General features: G+C 39.3%; 17 protein-coding genes. 4 read left to right on the top strand and 13 right to left on the bottom strand.

Going from position 1 to position 18,252, the window contains the following annotated elements; translation table 11 throughout:
• Positions 1–37: 37 nt before the first annotated feature.
• From F886_RS08620 to F886_RS08590, 7 genes are all read right to left on the bottom strand, one after another.
• The gene (locus F886_RS08620) at positions 38–991 is read right to left on the bottom strand and encodes a PDR/VanB family oxidoreductase (RefSeq protein WP_005303826.1); all 954 of its coding nucleotides are present in this window, start codon (positions 989–991) and stop codon (positions 38–40) included.
• A 121-nt stretch (positions 992–1,112) separates the two neighbouring features.
• Entirely contained in the window at positions 1,113–1,598 is a 486-nt protein-coding gene (locus tag F886_RS08615; protein ID WP_005303824.1) for an aromatic-ring-hydroxylating dioxygenase subunit beta, read from the bottom strand.
• A 10-nt stretch (positions 1,599–1,608) separates the two neighbouring features.
• Positions 1,609–2,886, bottom strand: coding sequence for an aromatic ring-hydroxylating oxygenase subunit alpha (locus F886_RS08610; protein ID WP_005303822.1), 1,278 nt, complete (start codon positions 2,884–2,886; stop codon positions 1,609–1,611).
• Between the two features lie 34 nt (positions 2,887–2,920).
• A complete protein-coding gene (locus tag F886_RS08605) occupies positions 2,921–3,448 on the bottom strand; it encodes a nuclear transport factor 2 family protein (protein WP_005303821.1) in 528 nt (175 codons plus the stop codon).
• A 3-nt stretch (positions 3,449–3,451) separates the two neighbouring features.
• Positions 3,452–4,579: an amidase gene (locus F886_RS08600; RefSeq protein ID WP_005303820.1), complete on the bottom strand. Its 1,128-nt coding sequence runs from the start codon at positions 4,577–4,579 to the stop codon at positions 3,452–3,454.
• 222 nt (positions 4,580–4,801) lie between these two features.
• Positions 4,802–5,398 carry a cytochrome b gene (locus F886_RS08595; protein WP_005303818.1) on the bottom strand — a complete coding sequence of 199 codons (597 nt, stop codon included), beginning with the start codon at positions 5,396–5,398 and terminating at the stop codon, positions 4,802–4,804.
• 12 nt (positions 5,399–5,410) lie between these two features.
• Positions 5,411–6,475 carry a catalase family peroxidase gene (locus F886_RS08590; protein WP_005303815.1) on the bottom strand — a complete coding sequence of 355 codons (1,065 nt, stop codon included), beginning with the start codon at positions 6,473–6,475 and terminating at the stop codon, positions 5,411–5,413.
• 239 nt (positions 6,476–6,714) lie between these two features.
• Between F886_RS08590 and F886_RS08585 the strand changes: the two genes are divergently transcribed.
• A complete protein-coding gene (locus F886_RS08585) occupies positions 6,715–7,116 on the top strand; it encodes a winged helix-turn-helix transcriptional regulator (protein ID WP_005303814.1) in 402 nt (133 codons plus the stop codon).
• 160 nt (positions 7,117–7,276) lie between these two features.
• Here F886_RS08585 and F886_RS08580 read toward each other — a convergent pair whose 3' ends face one another.
• From F886_RS08580 to eat, 4 genes are all read right to left on the bottom strand, one after another.
• A complete protein-coding gene (locus F886_RS08580) occupies positions 7,277–7,747 on the bottom strand; it encodes a hypothetical protein (protein ID WP_005303812.1) in 471 nt (156 codons plus the stop codon).
• A gap of 200 nt (positions 7,748–7,947) precedes the next feature.
• On the bottom strand, positions 7,948–8,499 hold the full coding sequence (locus F886_RS08575; RefSeq protein ID WP_005303810.1) for a TetR/AcrR family transcriptional regulator: 552 nt from the start codon (positions 8,497–8,499) through the stop codon (positions 7,948–7,950).
• Positions 8,500–9,213: 714 nt separating this feature from the next.
• A complete protein-coding gene (locus F886_RS08570) occupies positions 9,214–9,840 on the bottom strand; it encodes a hypothetical protein (protein ID WP_005303808.1) in 627 nt (208 codons plus the stop codon).
• 160 nt (positions 9,841–10,000) lie between these two features.
• Positions 10,001–11,416, bottom strand: a complete 1,416-nt coding sequence (gene eat, locus F886_RS08565) for an ethanolamine permease (RefSeq protein WP_005303806.1) — start codon at positions 11,414–11,416, stop codon at positions 10,001–10,003.
• Between the two features lie 180 nt (positions 11,417–11,596).
• Here eat and F886_RS08560 point away from each other — a divergent pair, with 180 nt between their 5' ends.
• From F886_RS08560 to F886_RS08550, 3 genes are all read left to right on the top strand, one after another.
• The gene (locus F886_RS08560) at positions 11,597–12,598 is read left to right on the top strand and encodes a phosphotransferase enzyme family protein (RefSeq protein WP_005303804.1); all 1,002 of its coding nucleotides are present in this window, start codon (positions 11,597–11,599) and stop codon (positions 12,596–12,598) included.
• Between the two features lie 74 nt (positions 12,599–12,672).
• On the top strand, positions 12,673–13,998 hold the full coding sequence (locus F886_RS08555) for an HAD family hydrolase (RefSeq protein WP_005303802.1): 1,326 nt from the start codon (positions 12,673–12,675) through the stop codon (positions 13,996–13,998).
• Positions 13,999–14,305: 307 nt separating this feature from the next.
• The gene (locus F886_RS08550; RefSeq protein WP_002157169.1) at positions 14,306–15,340 is read left to right on the top strand and encodes an AraC-like transcriptional regulator QhpR; all 1,035 of its coding nucleotides are present in this window, start codon (positions 14,306–14,308) and stop codon (positions 15,338–15,340) included.
• A gap of 154 nt (positions 15,341–15,494) precedes the next feature.
• Here F886_RS08550 and F886_RS08545 read toward each other — a convergent pair whose 3' ends face one another.
• Together F886_RS08545 and F886_RS08540 are read right to left on the bottom strand one after the other, a co-directional pair.
• The gene (locus F886_RS08545; RefSeq protein WP_002157177.1) at positions 15,495–16,835 is read right to left on the bottom strand and encodes an aspartate aminotransferase family protein; all 1,341 of its coding nucleotides are present in this window, start codon (positions 16,833–16,835) and stop codon (positions 15,495–15,497) included.
• A 245-nt stretch (positions 16,836–17,080) separates the two neighbouring features.
• The gene (locus F886_RS08540) at positions 17,081–17,635 is read right to left on the bottom strand and encodes a TetR/AcrR family transcriptional regulator (protein WP_081402132.1); all 555 of its coding nucleotides are present in this window, start codon (positions 17,633–17,635) and stop codon (positions 17,081–17,083) included.
• Positions 17,636–18,252: the final 617 nt, after the last annotated feature.

The raw sequence follows: 18,252 nt of genomic DNA, 5'->3' as shown, positions 1-18,252 counted from the left end.
AAAAGGAAATCTCTAAGGATCTAGCTCACTTAAAATTTTAAATGTCCAAAACTAAGCGGGATGTTTTAGATCGTGAACAACACACAAGGATCTGTTCGTTGCTGGCTTTTTCTTCGTCGGTAAAGTACACATCACGGTGGTCAGGTTCACCTTCAATCACATCACACATACAAGTGCCGCACACACCTTGTTCACATGACATTTCAATCTCGATACCTTCACGTGCCAAAGCTTGCAAAATGGTTTCTTCAGCATTAACCATAATGATTTTGCCACTTTGCTGAGCAACGACTTCAAATGCATCACCACCAGTTTCTACTTCAACTTGAAAATATTCTTTATGAATTTGCAGTTCTGGAAAGTTCTGGGAAATAGCTAAGTTGATAATCCAGTCCATAAAACCATTTGGGCCACAGGTATAAATATGGCTTTTAGGATCAATTCCTTTAATTGCAGACTGGAAAAACTCCCGATGACTCGCCCCTTCTGATTTAAAATGGAAAGTCGTAAATTGCGCTAATACACCATTTTTAATTTCATTAACAAAAGCGCAGTGCTCTGGGCTTGAACCACAATAATGTAATTCAAAAGATTCTTCCTGTTGTACCAATTGATAGGCCATGGTAATGAGTGGTGTAATTCCAATACCACCACCAATAAGCACTGTATGTTTTGCCTTAACCAGAGGGAAAAGATTTTTCGGTTCACTGACTTGAATTTGCATACCATCTTTCAAATCATCAAAGGCAGAAACTGAACCCCCACGTGATTCAGGATCACGTAAAATTCCTAATCGAAATACACCAATATGTGCTGGATTTTGGCATAGCGAGTATTGACGCACCATGCCATTCGGTAGGTACACATCAATATGAGCACCCGCTTCAACTTTTGGTAGTACTGTAGAGTTTGCAGATTCAAATTCCATGACTGCAACGTTTTCACCCTCTACATGGCGATTTTTGACAACAACATTATACAGTGTAGCCATGATCCTTCTTCCTGTTACACATTAATCGCAAGGGTTAACGCCCAAAATAACTCACCATTGGCTACCCCTTGCGCACGCCATGAATGCTGCGCTTAGGCCATCCAATTTCATTAATATTTTCTTAGAGAATGTAACTAATACCCGCTAAGGTATCAGTAGAATTTACTAAGTTTATAATTTTACGATTGATTTTAAAGCCTGACTCCTCATCACGTTGTAAATGAAAAATCACATCAGCGGTGTAATGCTTTAAATTTTCCTTACGAAATTCACGTAAGTTTTGTGCGCAACGTAAAACAATTTCATCCTCATCATTCTTAAGAATACGAACACGTGACACACTACGGACAGTATTGGCTTTTGGTGCAGTTGAAATCGCTTCACCATTCTTTAAACGTTCGACACGTAATTGACGCATATGATGATCGTCATAGGCATAATTCAGATTATTTTCATAATCGGTTAAGCTTGGATCGATAGGAATGATATAAACGCCCTTTTCATTCCAAAGTTTTATCCATGTTTCATGTTCAGAGTGGTCTAACATGTCTGCTTCTGCCCAAATGAAAGCGGTCACTTCATTCAATAAATTTAGGTCAATTTTCATAGCATTCTCCTTAAGACATCATTAACTTTTTCCACTGCTGATAAGCAGCGCGCATCCCTGTTTCAGCACTAACATCGCTTTTTAAACCATCCTCAGTTTTCACTTCACCTGGTAAACCGCGGTTTAACATGATCCATAAATCATTACCTGCACTCGCGCCATGTTGTACACGCTCCCATGCTTCTGCATCATCTGGCGTACCGAAACCAAATGGGCCTTGGAAATGTTCATGTAAACGTAAGCGATATTGGTTAGCGATTTGTGGGCCACCGTCCATAGTTATGACAGAATGGTGAATCTCTGTTTTGTCTACTGCAATTGGTTGCATCACACGAAAGAAAGCCATTGAACAAGCAATATTCGGGAATAAGTTCAAGTTAAAACCAGATCCTCCTACAGCACGAACAATACGGCGCACTTCAAGTTCTTCATGTCCTTCATCACGTAAAGCTTGCGCAAGCTCTTCAAAACGCTCCTGAATTGGGCGTTCCATCAACTCTTCATCTAGGTCAACCAGCTCTGGAATCATCACCATGACACTATGACCATTACCTAAATCTTCGACATAACCCGGCTGATTTTCAAAGTTGAATAATTCTTCAGTTTGTTCATCAACTGAACTTAAAAATGATTTGTGTACTAATGGAAAATGATAGGCATCAGTTGTATTCTCCAACTGGATTTTCCAGTTACCCGGAAAAGTAAAACGATGTTCACCTAATACTTTAATTGGATAGCCCGCACCTTGTTTCATAAACAAGTCGATCCATTTTTTTGCAGCCCCTAGAAAATCTTCTAGTGGCTCAATCTCATGATTGAATGAGGCGAAAATCATGCCGTTATATTCTTCAACACGTAAGCTAATTAATGGGAATTCAGACTTGTCTAGACATTCACCATAGCTTTCTGGAGATGGGACACCACGCAAACTTCCATCTAGTGCATAACTCCAACCGTGATATGGGCAAACAAAGCTATTGGTTTTTCCTTTTTTATGTTCACACACTGTAGCTGCGCGGTGACGACAGCGATTTAACAAGACATGGACTTTTTTCTTTCGGTCACGTACAGCAACTACAGGTTGCTTACCTATATTCATGGTTTTATAGCTACCTACATCGGGAATTTCGCTGGCATGTGCAACCCAAACCCAAGTTTTGTAGAAGATCTTTTCCATTTCATCATCAAAGATCTGAGCATCTTTATACAATGAGGTATGCGCGCGATCACTTTGAACAAGTTCGTTGTAATCAGTCTCAATATTTTGTGTTGGAATAATACTGTTCATGGCAATTTCCTTTTCAATCTATCCATACTAGGAATTAATTCTGGTTCGGTACTGGCAACTCGGCACTGCTATTCCAGTGAGAGATAGGACGGCTAAAAATATTTTCGGTCTGGAAATGTTTAATTTTCCAGCCACCCTCTGCTTGCTGTTGAAAATGCACCGTTAATTTGGCTGCGTTTAAGTGGCAACGTCCATCTTGAAAGGTGGATGTTTGCAACATTAACCAAGAGGCGTTGGCTTGATCATGTTTGATATAAATTTGTTCAGAATTCACAAAATGAGCATTCATAACAAAATGAGATTGTTTTTGGGTGTAGCTTTTGAACATGTCGTAAATCGCTTGCCATGAATCATAGCGCCCAAAAGATTTAGCATATTTGTCGCCAATACCTTCCCAAATACAGTCTGCATCAAACAAGTTCATTAACTCATTCAGGTCAGTATTAGCATCTAGAGCATCACAAATTTCCATATAACGATTTATACAGTTACGAATTTCTTGCTGCGCTTCTAGTTGTTCCAAACGTAACAAAAGCTTAGTCATATCAACGTCATGAAGCATGCTTTAGGCTCCTTCACTTAGTTCAAATAAACAGGCAATTGCACATAATTTCTCATCTTGATTTTGTCCTGCCACCAATTGCAAACCTACGGGTAAACCCTCTGTGGTTTCTAAAGGCAAGGTTAGTGCAGGATGACCTGAAACATTAAAAGGACGTACTAGAGACGTTAAGTTCAGAAGTTTTAATGGATCATTTACTTCACTAATTTGTGGAGGAATGATGGGTAATGTAGGTAAAAGCAATGCATCAAATTGTGTTAAAAGTTGATCTACTTCTTGTCGAAACGCTTGCTGCACTTCTTTTGCTTTCGCATATTCTTCAGATGTGATTTGCGCGGAAGCTAATAAACGTTGGCGAATATCAGTCCCTAATTTTCCAGTAGTAATTAAGTATGAAAATGCCTGCCAATTTTCATAACTAATCAGGGTCATTCCGACTTTATAAGCAGCTTGGAATAGTCTTAATTCAACTGGTTCAAATTGAATATTGCTTAACTGCTCTATTCGTTGCTCAATGCTGTGCCAAACTGAATTGTCTGCATCTACACGTAAAATCCCTATACGCGCTGTATTTTCCTGATTTAGCTTAACCTTCTGAATATCGAATGTTGGATCAATAATATCCATGGCGTGAATCAGTGTGCTCATATCATTAGCAAACGGTCCAACACAGTCTAAGCTTGAAAATTGAGGTAATACACCTTGACGGCTTACGCGACCAAAAGTTGGTTTAAGCCCATAAATACCACAACATGCCGCAGGTAAACGAATTGAGCCCCCTGTATCAGTTCCTATAGAAAAATCACATATTTTCTCCGCAACTGATGTAGCAGATCCACTTGATGAACCACCTGGAATAAGATGAGGATATTTAGGATTTATAGGACTCCCTGTATAACCATTTAGTCCCGTAATCCCAAAAGCAAGTTCATGTAAGTTAGCCTTGCCAATAATCTGACAGTCTTGGTCTAAAATATTTTCTACAACTGCTGCATTTTGTGTTGCAGCTGAAATATCAGCTAAGGCTGGACTTGCTGCTCTAGTCGGATAATCTTGAATGTCTATTGTATCTTTAACAACAACTTTTAATTTTCCAGATCCCAACTGCAAAGTTTGAACCAAAGATGCCATATGCTCTCAACCTATGATGTCTGGTTTCAGATCATTACAGACCTGAAATTCACTTGTCATAAGTTATATACATGTCCTTTAAACACAGCAAATTACTACTATTTATACTTTTTGAAGCACTATTATTGAGGTGAATAGAATACGTATGTTATAAAAAAGCCACATCCAAGAATGTGGCTAAAAAGAATTTAGTCATAGATTAATCAAGAAGTTTCAACCAAACTAATCAACGTTCTCCTTTTCAGAAGAAGACCCATTACTTGATGGTTCAGAAGAACCCAAAGCCATACTTGAGAATACGCCATCGCGATAAACCCATGCATGTAATAATGCAGCAGACAGATGACCAATAACAACAGCAAATAATAACCAAGCCAAAATTCCGTGTAGAGTACGGAACCAAGCGTAAAGTGTAGAGTTGGTGGGGGCTATAGGTGGAAGATCCCAACCCGGAAATAAAGTTACAGGCCAATTACCTGCCGATAGCGTAGCCCATCCGAGCAATGGCAAACTAAACATCAAAAGATAGAGCAGCCAATGTGATGCGTGGGCAATAAATGCCTGCCAGCGTGGTACAGTCGGCGGCAAAGGTGGAATTGGGAAATAGAGTCGGTTTATTAATCTTATGATGACCAATAATAAGATTGCGATTCCTAAAGGACGATGTATATCGATTAACCATGGACGCCAAGTGATTGAGGTTGTCATTCCCACGCCAATAAATAGCATGGCCAAAATCGCTACTGCCATAAGCCAATGTAGAATTCGAGCAGTCAAATTAAAATGGCGTGGAGCATTATCGTTAGATTTATTTTGCATGGCTGATCTCTCCTATTTACCCACGGCATCCGTTGCTTTACCAAATCCAATTTCACGTAAGCGAGCATTGTAAGATTGTGAATAGATGCTTGCTCGTGCGGCGAGTACCGGATCATCTGATAACTCAATTCCTGGTGGAACTAGTGTTGGGTCAAAGTTAATGTCACGGCAAACGCCATTTACCTGTTCAGTTACATTTTTGACTTCCAATGTTCCTGCTATCACTTCTTTACGTTCTTTTGGCCAAGGTTGAGACGGGTCATTCACTGGGTCTCCCGGCTCGGCAAGTTGCAAAACCAAATCCCAATATAGCGGCCCTTCAGCTAAACGTTTTTTGATGTCTTTAAATAAGAAATCATGGCCAGCTTGATCACGTTGTTCTTTCGTCAGACTAATAAATTTTGAATGAGGACGCATAGACCAACGGACTGGTTGTTCTTGTCCATTGGCGGCCCGCAATATAAAAGCATTTACGACATAAAATTCTGCGCCGCTAAAACTACCGGTTAATGGCATCTTCGCCTTTTGCTCAATAGACTTACGCGCTTCTGGATATTCTTTTAAGAAAGCCTCAACAAGGGCTGGATCAGGTTTGCCAGTAGCTGGAACTGGTTTAAATGCTTTTTGCTGCGCTAAAAAACCTTCAGCATTTCGTGTAGGGAAATAGGGAAAGTTATTTAATTTCATGCGCCATTGTGAATGATCAGCTGCGGAAAGTAATAAAGCCATACTTACTGTTGCTGTCGAATTATCTGCCGCATGCGGGTTACCACTTCCAATAGAAAATCGACCAATTGCTGGTATATCAGACTTGGCAAATACCGTGGCTTTAGAGAGTGCCGCTGCAGAACCATTACTGTGGTAAGTGCCATCAAAACAAATACCCTTACCGTGTGCACGTCGATATCCGGGATCAAAGTTATTTAATGAGTCACCCAAAAAGGTTTTACTTGTGGTGCGATGCCCAAATAGACCTGCAATCCAAGCAAATGCCAATACTAAAGAGCCTGCGATTACTGCAATACCCACAAATCGCAGCCAATACTTCTTTAGACTTTTAAAATTCAAATTATTCATTTTTCATCCTGTGTAAATTGTATGGCTGCATCTATAAAGAAGAGTTTGATCATGTAAAAAGAGTATTACTTACATTGATGGAACCACGTTCAAAATTAGCTGAGTAAATAAAATCCCGAAAGTTCTGGATCCAATATAGCGATAAGCCCTAATATAATATTTATTTCTGGGCCATATAAGGTACGCACCTCGGGGTTAGTATCAAGCTTAGTTTCATTGTAAGTGGAGATAAAGAAAGTATGGGAACGAAAAACCTAAAAGTCCCCACATTGACCGAAAGAGTCCGAAGAGGTGATCTTTTTACTGGCGAAAATAATTGTCAGTCCCGTGAAGTATTTGCTCATGTAACAAGTCTCTGGGGAGTGATATGTCTGATCGCTTTGCGTGATGGCACACATCGTTATAGCGAGTTACGCCGTAAAGCAAATGGAGTCAGCGAAAAAATGCTTACTCAGACTCTCCAGCATTTAGAAAAAGATGGTTTTATACGCAGAACTTCTTATCCAGTTGCCCCACCCCATGTCGAATATGATTTAACGTTATTAGGTGAAGAAGTCGCTAAACATGTTGCAGCACTTGCGGATTGGCTGGAGGTTAATCTTAACGATATTAAAGCAACTTCTTTAACAAGTGATGATTGATAGCAAAGTTTCTAACTTACAAAACCTCTTACACTTACGGGTCCTCATCATCGTTTAAGGCTGATAATAGTTTTTAGATTTTTTAAACATCATCAAGCAACTGTTCTCATAAACAGTTGCTTGAGATTTTTCATTTATAAATAAAAGTTAGCGTTTCTCATCATGAAGTAGCCAAACTTTTTTCATTTTTTTTATAATCGTCAGAATCAAAATAACTTCTAATCATATTGGCGCTTTCTTCTGACCTTCTTCTTTCTTCTTCTAGATCTACTTTAACTTCTTGTTTGGCTTGATATTCAGCAGGGATCAAGCTAGCGAGTGGTGGAAGCTTTGGTCTGCCTCCAACTGTAATTCTTTCAATAAAGCCCGCTAACCACATGATGTATTCAAGCTTATTTTTATATTTGGGCATTAAACTGATATCTAGCTTAACTAAGCACTGATCGGGCGGTTTGTTTAAACACGCTTCGAAATCAAAGTAATTACTTTTTAGTTTACATGAAGAACCCTTTAGCTCTTTTCTTATCGCACTTACTAAGTTATTGAGTTGCTCAATAGTGCTTTCAGAAAATAAATTCTTTTTCTCGCATTCTTCGTAAACCTTTTCGGCGATAGCTATAAATTTTGTCATCCCTATTTCCCTTTTATTATAGGGATTCTTATATCTTTTGCCTTTTAAGGAAGTATGATGAATTAATCATTACAGAATGTAAGGGATTTGAGTTATTAAGTAATTAATAGGAACCTTTTGCAATCTGTTACCCAAACCGTCCGCAGGGATAAAAATTAATGGCTAATAGACCACAAAGAATAAAGATTTATTAGTCTCTGTTAGACATAAATTGTATAAAGATCTATCACTTTCTCCCTCTCATCTGTCTGGCCTGTGCTTAAAAGCTGAATAATTGCGCCTTCAATCATATATAAAAATAGTTTGGCGTCCTGAAAAGTCGCGTCCCTTTTGATTGCTCTAAGCTGACTATAGATTTCATTAATGAGCCACGTTCTATATCTCACCGCGGTTTGATAGGCTCTTGGATAGGTCAGTTTTGTTTCAAACATAGCTTTAAACAATAAATAGTACAGTCCCTCTAAATCGGTATGTAAAAGATAAAGTTTCTTAAGTTTTTCCTTCACGCTTGGGCCTTGGTCGTACTCAACAATTGAAACCACTTTTTCTTTTAAACGTTCTTTTTGTACGATCAAACAGATTTCAATAAACCGCTCTTTTGAATGAAAGAAGTTATAAAAAGTCGCTTTGGTAATTTTTGACTCTTTCACAATTCTGTCGACCCCAACCGTATGAAAGCCGTGATGCTGAAATAAATCAATTGACGTATTAATAACTTGAATAGCACGTGTTGAGAGAACTAACTTTGGCATAGTTTTACCGTTATAAAAATTTTTGTTGTATATAAATGAGATAAAAAACCTGTGCCCTTTCTGGGAGAAAAAAAGGCACAGCAAAGCCATAAAGACTGTGCTTGGCACATCTCAAGTTTTATTGTTGAGTAAGTTTTTTGGTCGTGACGATTTAAAGCTTGAAAACCCTAGGGCAATCAAACTGCTTTAAACGTTTAAGCTGTGTCGTGATAGCTTATGGCAAGGGCTGCCAAGAAATAACGGATGTGCAAAGCCAACTCCTTTTTATTGGGAGTTCTGCCAGAAATTAAAATTATGGTGGCAGAACGAGAAAGGGTTAGCAGACTGGTGAAAGATATAACCAGCACACCCGAGGGTGTCCCTCTCCCGTCCTACCGCTACGGGAGGGAACGAGGAGTTTACGCATAAGACTATCCCTCAGACGGAATAACTCTGATGCGATCTTTCATCTCGGTCTGCTAAAACCGACTGGCAATGTGGCCAGCAGGCAAAGGATAAGCTTCACATTTATTGCAGTCAAGCACACAAAATGACATTTGTTTTAAAATAGATCATTAAAAAAGTAAGGCTAAATAATGAATAAGTTATTGTTAAATTGGGGTTTATAAAGAGCTATAAATTAAAACAGCCAAGTGGGAACAAGTTTTGAGCTGAATATACAAAGATGTTGTGTATATTGCCGCTTTGAACCAAGAAAATAATTTGCACTTAAACTTATTTTTTCACAGGCAGTAGTAAAACAGGGTCTTCAATATCGTAACCAGTTTCTTCTGGAACCCCCAAATATTTAACGACAACCAACCGTTTATTGTGTTTAGGCACGCTATAATTTTGGGAAATTTTTATTGCTTTGGTGTAATGGACCGCAATGTGTGTCTTACTTTGTAAAGACGGCGATTTTACAACATATTCTGTTTTATATTGTGTGATCTTCCCTGAAGGATCAAACCAAGATGATACCTGATTCTGATGCGTTTTTAATGTTTGAATTTTTACGGTCTTACTATTACTTACCATCAAAGGAGTTAAATTCTTTTTAATTTTATTTAGAGCTTTATCAAATGCTCTACTATCTTGATCATAATCAATCTTATGTGTTTTTGGATTGATATAGAGAGATTTAACTTCGATAAGTTTATCAGGCGATTTACTATTTAATAGATAATAATAGAGTTGTGGTAGACGTCCTCGACCATCTTCATAATGTCTTAATACATAAAGCTTCTTCTCTTTTTGCTGATAGCCCAATACTTCAATTTTTTGTCCACCACCCACTGTCGCATAGCTATGTGCGGATAACGTAAGAATTGTGCTAAAAGTTAGAAATTTTAGAAATTTCATCAGTTCATATCCTTGTGATCTGGCAACTATATTGTATAGATATCAATCAGATTAAAATGATACTTGAGTAAGTAATATTTGCTGTTTTTATATTCTTTTGTACAGAAGTATAAAGCTTAAAAAAGAGGCCGAAGCCTCTTTATTTTTATCGCAATCAAACTCAGTCATCAATCATCGCGAACTCTTGTTCAGGCGTACCTTTCACCAAATGGTGACGGCTATATAACAAGTAGTAGAGTATAAATCCGACATAAATCAGCGCGGCCAATAACCAAACTTTTGGATTCACCATTAACCCTGCAACGACAGCAACAGCAGCAAGAATCAAGGCGATACAAGACGTCCACATTCCACCAGGCGTTTTATACGGACGTGGTAATTCAGGGCGAGACAAACGTAATTTAATATGTGAGAGCATCATCAACACATAAGAAATTGTTGCGCCAAATACTGCCATTAAAATGAGTAAGTCGCCCTCACCTGTTAAAGAAAGTAGAAATCCAATAATGCCCGGAATGATAATGGCCAAATATGGCGCTTTATTTTCATTGGTAAGTGATAAGTTTTTTGGCAAATATCCTGCACGTGACAATGCAAAAATCTGACGCGAATAGGCATAAATAATTGAGAAGAAACTTGCGACAAGACCCGCAAGACCTACAAAGTTAACAAAGCTCGCTAACCATGTGTGCTGACCATACACCGCAATGAGTGCATCAACTAAAGGTGCCCCTGAATTTTTTAAAGCATTTGAACCCGCAGCGCCTGCACCCAAAAATAAAATTAAAAGTGCAAACGATGCCAATATCAACATTGAACCAATCAAGCCTCGTGGCAACGAACGTACTGGATCTTTTGCTTCTTCGGCTGCCAGTGGTACCCCTTCAACCGCAAGGAAAAACCAGATGGCATACGGTACTGCGGCCCATATTCCCATATAGCCAAACGGTAAAAAGCTACTTGCACCTGCATGAGAACTCACTGGAATATCAAACAAACGTGCGCTGTCAAAATGTGGAAGCATCGCGACGATAAATACGACCAGTGCAATACAAGCAACGGCAGTAATTCCAAACATGATTTTAAGCGCTTCACCTGCACCTTTCAGATGAATGCCCATAAAAACTAAATAGCAAATTAAATAAACAGCCCAGCCGCCAACTCCAAAGAGTGATTGGCAATATGAACCGATAAATACGGCAATGGCGGCAGGTGCAATTGCGTATTCAATTAAAATCGCAGTCCCTGTGAGATATCCACCAAAAGGACCAAATGCAACGCGGGCAAAACTATAGCCACCGCCAGCAGTGGGCAACATTGTTGACATCTCAGACATCACAAAGCTCATGCAGAGATACATAAACGCGACGATGACTGTTGCAATAAAGAGTCCTCCCCAGCCACCTTGTGCCAGCCCAAAATTCCAACCTGCAAAGTCACCCGAAATGACGTAAGAGACACCTAGCCCCACTAAAAGTAACCAACCTACTGCCCCCTTTTTTAACTGACGTTTTGCAAAATACTCTGCGTCCTGTTGTAAAGCACCAACATCTACGCTTAATTCAGATTCTTTCATTGTCGTATGCCTTATCGACTAAATTTACACCACCAATAGTTGCGCAAAAGATATTCATAAAACTTGACAGCAAAACATCTCCCCGACCACTTGAAGTCAAGTTGATTCATTTTTTCTTTTATAAGATCGACGGCATCTCAACACGAAACGTGTTTAAAAATTAAATTGAGGAGATGGGTTATGTCTGTAGAACAAAATGAATTTTTAAGCCAAGTTCAATTACAAATACTGGCAGAACAAGCAATTAAGCAATATCCATCAGACTATCAAGGACAGGTCAAACTACTGTGTCAGTCTGAAAATGCAACCTATCAAGTTTCGACTGGGTCTGCTCGATATGCACTTCGAATTCACCGTCCCAACTATCACAGCAAACTCGATATACAAAGTGAGCTTGAATGGTTAGATGCTTTAAATGCGAGTGGTATTCAAGTTCCTGTTGCGATTGCAGATCAATCGGGTGAACGCGTAATTACCTTGAAACTATCGAATGATATTTATCGTTATGCAGTCCTTTTCAACTGGGTTGAGGGCGATATGCCGACGGTTGAAGTTGACCCCACTGCATTTGAACAATTAGGACAAATTACCGCAAAGTTGCACGTACATAGTAAGACATGGCAAGCGCCTGAAAACTTTCAACGGATTGTATGGAATCATGAAACCATGGTCGGTGCAGATGGGCACTGGGGAAACTGGAAAAATGCACCTCATTTAAGACCACAAGATCACGGTGTGATTGAAGAAGCCATTGCACAGATTTCGAAAGATTTAAATTTCTTTGGCAAAACTCAGGAACGCTATGGCCTGATTCATGCGGATTTGCGTTTAACCAATTTATTACTACAACAAGAACGTATCGGTGTGATCGATTTTGATGACTGCGGCATGAGCTGGTTTATGCATGATCTCGCCGCTGCGATTAGCTTCAATGAACATTATACAAATGCGCCTCAATGGGTTGATTACTGGTTAAAAGGCTACGAGCGCGTAGGTCATATTCAATCTGAAGAATATGAAATGATCCCGACTTTTATCATGCAACGCCGCATTCAAATGATGGCTTGGAATGGTTCTCACGCACAAACAGAAATGGCTCAAAGTCTTGGCGATCAATGGTCCAATGAAACTGTGCGTCTCTGTAAAAAATATTTAAACGGAAAAATGCCTGTCGGAATTTGAAAAGTGATTTAGATCGCTTTTCCTCATTTTCAATTTTTAGTTTTTAAATTTTATAGAATTTAAAGGAAGGGTTTATGCAAGCTACCCATCAACTGAGCAAAGTTGCCAAAGCACTATTACTCACCAGTAGTCTGGCAAGTATGATTGCTCTAAGCGCATGTAACTATAACCCTATACAAAGCACATCTCCCGCTGTCGCTATTCCCAAAAAGGAATATATACAAAAAGGTCAATGGGACGCTTTTAACTTTGACCAACTTAATCAATTAATTGCTAGCTATGGAAAAGATAGCCCGAACTACAATCCTGACAAACGCCCGTATATTGTCACTGACTTTGACAATACCTCGGTATTTTTAGACATCGAAGAAGCAACTTTAATTTATCAGCTTGAACACTTAGCGTTTAATGTCACGCCAGAGCAGCTTAATCAGATTATTCGTAAAGGTATTAGCTCACAAAATTTTGAAGCGACCTACAATAACCAGCAAGGCCAAGCCGTCAATATTGATAAAATCGCCCCTGATATTATTGCGAGCTACTCATGGCTTTATCACCACTATAGCGGTCTAAAAGGTAAGCAAAGTCTCGATCAAATTAAACAAGATCCGCATTATCTCGATTTCATTACTAAAATGAGATATCTATATGCGGCGATTGGAGACACGTTTGATCATGAAGTCGCATATCCGTGGGTCACTTATTTATTTACTGGGCTTACCGAACAAGAAGTCCGTAATTTAGTGAAAGCAACGGTGGCTTGGCAAATGCAGCAACCGATTGGACCCGTGACATGGACTTCCCCAGCAGCACTTTCGGGCCAAGCAGGCGTTGTGAAAACCACTTGGGAAAATGGTTTAAGACCATACCGTGAAATGCAAAATCTATTTAAGGCCTTTCAGGACAATGGGATTGATGTCTATGTCTGCTCGGCATCTTTTATTGATGTGATTAAGGAAATTATTTCCAATCCAGAGATCGGCTATAACATTAATGAAAAAAATGCCTACGCCATGGAGCTAGAACGAGATACTCAAAATCGAATTTTACCTGAGTTTCGTCATGGCTATGCGCAAACTCAAGGTAAAGGCAAAACCGCAACCATTCAACGTTTTTTAGTCTCTAAATATGGTTATGGGCCAATTTTTATCGCAGGTGACAGTGAAGGCGATCAAAATATGATGCAAGATTTTGCGGCGACTCAGAAGGTTCTGATTATTAATCGATTGCGCAGTCCGAGTTCTGATATTGGAAAATTTTCTCAGCAGGCTGTGCAGAGCTACGGTCAAGCCAATACTAAATTTTTACTACAGGGCCGCGATGCCAATACAGGTCAATTTAAACCCTCAATGGCCAGTTTAAGTTATGGCGCACAAACGGCAAAAACTACAAAAAATTAATATTTCACTTATTTTCTCATGCCTACAATACATGTTGTATGCATGAGAAGCAGCTTAATTTCTTGTTTTAGTTCTGCCCTTTCTGCCTATCTCTAATGCATTTTCTGCCTTCTTTTAGTTCGCTACCCAACCTTAAATACAACTCTTGATCTCTTCTTAAAGAATCAAGCCTGAAACTTAAAATAGCAACACATAAGTCATTATTTTATAAAAACTTTTAACAACACAAAATCATGGACGCAAGCAAAAACTGGTATGGCTTTTGCTTAATATAAGAATAGTAGGAATAAATATCATGAGACTTGACATGTTACATCTCAACCCAGCTCATCTTGTCGATTCAAATATGTGTAATCAAGGTGTATTGTCTGCAGCTGCCTCTGGATTAAGCGAGTTTATTCGTCAAAAAGGTGCAGATGTTGATCGCGTTTTAGGTATTAGTGGTATTAATCCTGAACTTCTAATCAGCCCAACGTTGAGCTTACAACTGCCCAATTATTGCAAGGTGCTAGAACAGGCAGCGCTGGTTTCTGGTTGTGATAATTTTGGTCTGCATTATGGTCAACAGTTTCAACCGAAATCATTAGGGCTCATTGGGTACATTGGTCTTTGTTCAAACACATTAGAGTCTGCACTCATGAACATGACCAATAACTTTTATTTGCATCAGAAAGATACCCTTAATCGAATGGTAGATTTGGGAGATAGCTGGCGAATAGATTATCAGGTTCAACACGGCGCGATTTTAACTCGCCGCCAAGATGCAGAACTGACCATGGGCATGTTTATGAATGTGATCCGTGAAGTGATGGGCCCTCATTATTCACCACGCGCGATTCACTTTGAGCATACTCGACCTGAATTTTGGCAAGAACACAGCAAATTATTTAACGCGCCTGTTTATTTTGATCAACCTTTTAACTCCATCATCATTTCGAAAAAAGACGTCCAACATACTATGCCGGGGCGTGATTCTATTTTGTTAACAGTGATTTTAGATACGCTGCTATTACTCAATCGCTCTTCTCAAAGTCAAAGTCTTGCAGATCAGGTTCGCTCTCACATCCAACTTGAACTCAGTGAAGGTGAACCAAACCTTGAAAAAATTGCGCATGATATTGGCTTAACGAGTTGCACCCTTACCCGCCGTTTAAAAAATGAAGGACTCACCTTTACCCATTTAGTCGATCAGGTTCGTTGTGAGTTGGCCGAACATTATATTAAACAGAAAAATATTCCAATTTCAGAAATGGCATTCCTGCTAGGTTACTCAGAAGTAAGTGCTTTATCTCGTGCGTTTAAACGCTGGTTTGGTGTTACACCACGTCAATTAAGACACTAAAACATTGCAAATACAGGCCTTGAATAAAGGCCTTTTTATTATTTAAATAATTCGAGATAACGTCTAAAGACACATAAGATAATTGAACAATAAAATACCCCTCAAATTAGATTTAACATCCAACTTGAAGGGTATTTTTTATATTTAAAGTGACTTACTTTAATTTTGTTAAGGCTTGATCTAAAGCACCAACTAACCAATCGATATCTTTTATTTGGAAAGCCAAAGGTGGGCGCAGTTTTAATACATTGCCATAAGGACCCGCAACTGAGGTTAAAACTCGATGAGTATTTCTAAGCTCTTCAATAAGGTTCAAAGCCAATGCTTTATTCGGCTCTTTTGTCGCTCTATCTTTAACCAGTTCAAATCCTATAAATAGACCAGCGCCACGGACATCACCGACCATCTCATGTTTATCCATAAGTTTAGTGAGTTCTTTGAGAAGTAGCCCTCCCACATATTTGCTATGGGTTTGCAATTCTTCTTCCTGAATGACTTTAAGTACAGCCTGTGCCGCTGCCATAGAAACAGGATTACCGCCAAAGGTATTAAAATATGGAATTTTATCGCTAAAAGCAGCAAGGACTTCACTCTTGGCTAAAAGCCCTGACACAGGAACTCCGTTACCCATTGGCTTACCTGTGGTAATAATATCAGGCACAACATTGTGACGACCAAAGCCCCAGAAAGAGTCACCAGTGCGAGCAAAACCCGGTTGTACTTCATCAGCAATAAAGATACCTCCATTGGCATGCACAACATCAACCGCTTTTTGTAAGAACCCAACAGGATTAGGCATGACACCGTCAGAAGAGAATATTGAGTCCGCTAAAAAACCTGCAAACTTGATCCCTTTTGCGTTCATATCGTCAATTTGTTGCTGAATCTGCTGCGCGAACCAAGTGCCCAAATCATCAGTTTGAATCCGATAGTAATCGGGTGCCGGAACTAGGCGGGTTGTAGCATCTAAAGGTTGCTCAGTTCCAAGCGCTGGAGAGCATCCTGAGGTTAAGCTACTGGTTCCGTGATACGACTCTTGAGACACAATGATTCCTGTACCGCCGCTATATTCACGTGCAATACGAATCGCTAAATCATTCGCTTCTGAGCCAGTACACATATACATGGCACGGTCAATTTCATCGGGAGTGGTTTGTAAAAGTTCTTCGGTATAATCCAAAATATTTTCATGTAAATAACGGGTATGCGTATTGAGCATTTTCATTTGCTCATTTACCGCTTCAATCACCGCAGGATGACAATGACCAATACTGGCAACATTGTTGTAAACATCTAGATATTGATGACCTGCTGCATCCCATAAATATTGCCCCTGTCCTTTCACCAGATGCACGGGATTACGATAAAACAAGCGATAGGATTCACCTAAAATTTTATTTCTTTTATCGGTCAGTTTGCGGGTAGCATGGTCCAGCTCAGCAGCATGTTCTGGACGAAAGCTATTGGTATCCATAATGGTTGAACGCGTACCCATGAATGACTCCTCTATTTATATTCAGCATACTTTTGTGCGAGACGATGACTGACGTAGGCAACTCATACGCTGATTCGAAATATTTCAGTATTTGATTGAAGTTACGCAAACCATATTGCTTAAGTCTCTTTAAAAAAACTTGACCTCAGACCACTTAAGCCACGATTTGAAGTCAACTCTCAAAATTCATCCAATCGCTATTTTAGAATTAAGGCTTATGCCTTCCCCCAAATAAGCCGGAACGTCTAAAGAAAGACATTAGAAATCATATTCCAGTGGCCTTCTCTGTCGTCTGCTCCATCTGAGCTTAAATGCTGAATAATTGCGCCTTCAATCATATATAAAAATAGTTTGGCATCCTGAAAAGTTGCATCGTTTTTTACTTTTATAAGCTGGCTATAGATTTCATTGATTAGCCAAGTTCTATATTTAATTGCGACTTGATAGGCTTTTGCATAAGTCAGTTTTATCTCAAAAATGGCTTTAAATAGTAAGTAGTAAAGCCCGTCTAAGTCGGTATGTAAACGATAAAGTTCCTTGAGTTTATCCCTAGCACTTGCGTCTTTGCCGTACTCAGCAATTGAAACCACTTTTTCTTTTAACCGCTCTTTTTGTACGATTAAACAGATTTCAATAAACCGCTCTTTAGAATGAAAGTAGTTATAAAAAGTCGCTTTTGGAATTCCGCACTCTTTCACAATTCGGTCGACCCCAACCATATGAAACCCAAAATGATGAAATAAATTTATTGATGTATTAATGACTTGGATAGCACGTGCAGGGAGAACTAACTTTGGCATGGTTTCACCGTTATAAATTCTTGTTGTTTCTAAATGAGATACTTTTTTGGGAGAAAAAAAGGCACAGCAAAGCCGTAAAGACTGTGCTTGGCACATCTCGAGTTTGTTATTGCTAAGTTTTAAATAAAAAAGACTTAAAGCCTGAAAACCTTAGGGTGATCAAGCTGCTTTAATTTTTTAAGCTGTGTCGTTATAGCTTTTGGCATTGAGAGCCAAGAAATAATGGATGTGCAAAGCCAACTCCTTTTTATTGGGAGTTCTGCCAGACATTAAAATTATGGTGGCAGAACGAGAAAGGGTTCGCGGACTGGTGAAAGATATAACCAGCACACCCGAAGGTGTCCCTCTCCCGTCCTACCGCAACGGGAGGAGACGAGGAGTTCACGCATAAGACTATCCCTCAGAAGGAATAACTCTGATGCGATCTTTCATCACGGTCCGCGACGACCGTCTGGCAATGTGGCCAGCAGGCAAAGAATAGTGCCCAACCCTATTGCAGTCAAGCACGCAAAATGCCATTTGTTTTAAATTAAATCATTAGAAAAGTAAGGCTAAATAATGAGGGAGTTATTGTTAAGTGGGATTATAAACTAGAAATAGGATCATCAAGAAATATT

The organism is Acinetobacter sp. NIPH 542 (genome assembly GCF_000369825.1).
GTDB classification, from domain to species: Bacteria; Pseudomonadota; Gammaproteobacteria; order Pseudomonadales; family Moraxellaceae; genus Acinetobacter; species Acinetobacter oleivorans.
Note: the sequence above shows the minus strand (reverse complement) of the source record. Positions and strands in the feature narration are given on the sequence as shown.

Bases quoted from the DNA above. Each gene is read 5' to 3' on its own strand.
- F886_RS08620 (WP_005303826.1), bottom strand. From the start codon at position 991: ATGGCTACACTGTATAATGTTGTTGTCAAAAATCGCCATGTAGAGGGT.
- F886_RS08615 (WP_005303824.1), bottom strand. From the start codon at position 1,598: ATGAAAATTGACCTAAATTTATTGAATGAAGTGACCGCTTTCATTTGG.
- F886_RS08610 (WP_005303822.1), bottom strand. From the start codon at position 2,886: ATGAACAGTATTATTCCAACACAAAATATTGAGACTGATTACAACGAA.
- F886_RS08605 (WP_005303821.1), bottom strand. From the start codon at position 3,448: ATGCTTCATGACGTTGATATGACTAAGCTTTTGTTACGTTTGGAACAA.
- F886_RS08600 (WP_005303820.1), bottom strand. From the start codon at position 4,579: ATGGCATCTTTGGTTCAAACTTTGCAGTTGGGATCTGGAAAATTAAAA.
- F886_RS08595 (WP_005303818.1), bottom strand. From the start codon at position 5,398: ATGCAAAATAAATCTAACGATAATGCTCCACGCCATTTTAATTTGACT.
- F886_RS08590 (WP_005303815.1), bottom strand. From the start codon at position 6,475: ATGAATAATTTGAATTTTAAAAGTCTAAAGAAGTATTGGCTGCGATTT.
- F886_RS08585 (WP_005303814.1), top strand. From the start codon at position 6,715: ATGGGAACGAAAAACCTAAAAGTCCCCACATTGACCGAAAGAGTCCGA.
- F886_RS08580 (WP_005303812.1), bottom strand. From the start codon at position 7,747: ATGACAAAATTTATAGCTATCGCCGAAAAGGTTTACGAAGAATGCGAG.
- F886_RS08575 (WP_005303810.1), bottom strand. From the start codon at position 8,499: ATGCCAAAGTTAGTTCTCTCAACACGTGCTATTCAAGTTATTAATACG.
- F886_RS08570 (WP_005303808.1), bottom strand. From the start codon at position 9,840: ATGAAATTTCTAAAATTTCTAACTTTTAGCACAATTCTTACGTTATCC.
- eat (WP_005303806.1), bottom strand. From the start codon at position 11,416: ATGAAAGAATCTGAATTAAGCGTAGATGTTGGTGCTTTACAACAGGAC.
- F886_RS08560 (WP_005303804.1), top strand. From the start codon at position 11,597: ATGTCTGTAGAACAAAATGAATTTTTAAGCCAAGTTCAATTACAAATA.
- F886_RS08555 (WP_005303802.1), top strand. From the start codon at position 12,673: ATGCAAGCTACCCATCAACTGAGCAAAGTTGCCAAAGCACTATTACTC.
- F886_RS08550 (WP_002157169.1), top strand. From the start codon at position 14,306: ATGTTACATCTCAACCCAGCTCATCTTGTCGATTCAAATATGTGTAAT.
- F886_RS08545 (WP_002157177.1), bottom strand. From the start codon at position 16,835: ATGGGTACGCGTTCAACCATTATGGATACCAATAGCTTTCGTCCAGAA.
- F886_RS08540 (WP_081402132.1), bottom strand. From the start codon at position 17,635: ATGCCAAAGTTAGTTCTCCCTGCACGTGCTATCCAAGTCATTAATACA.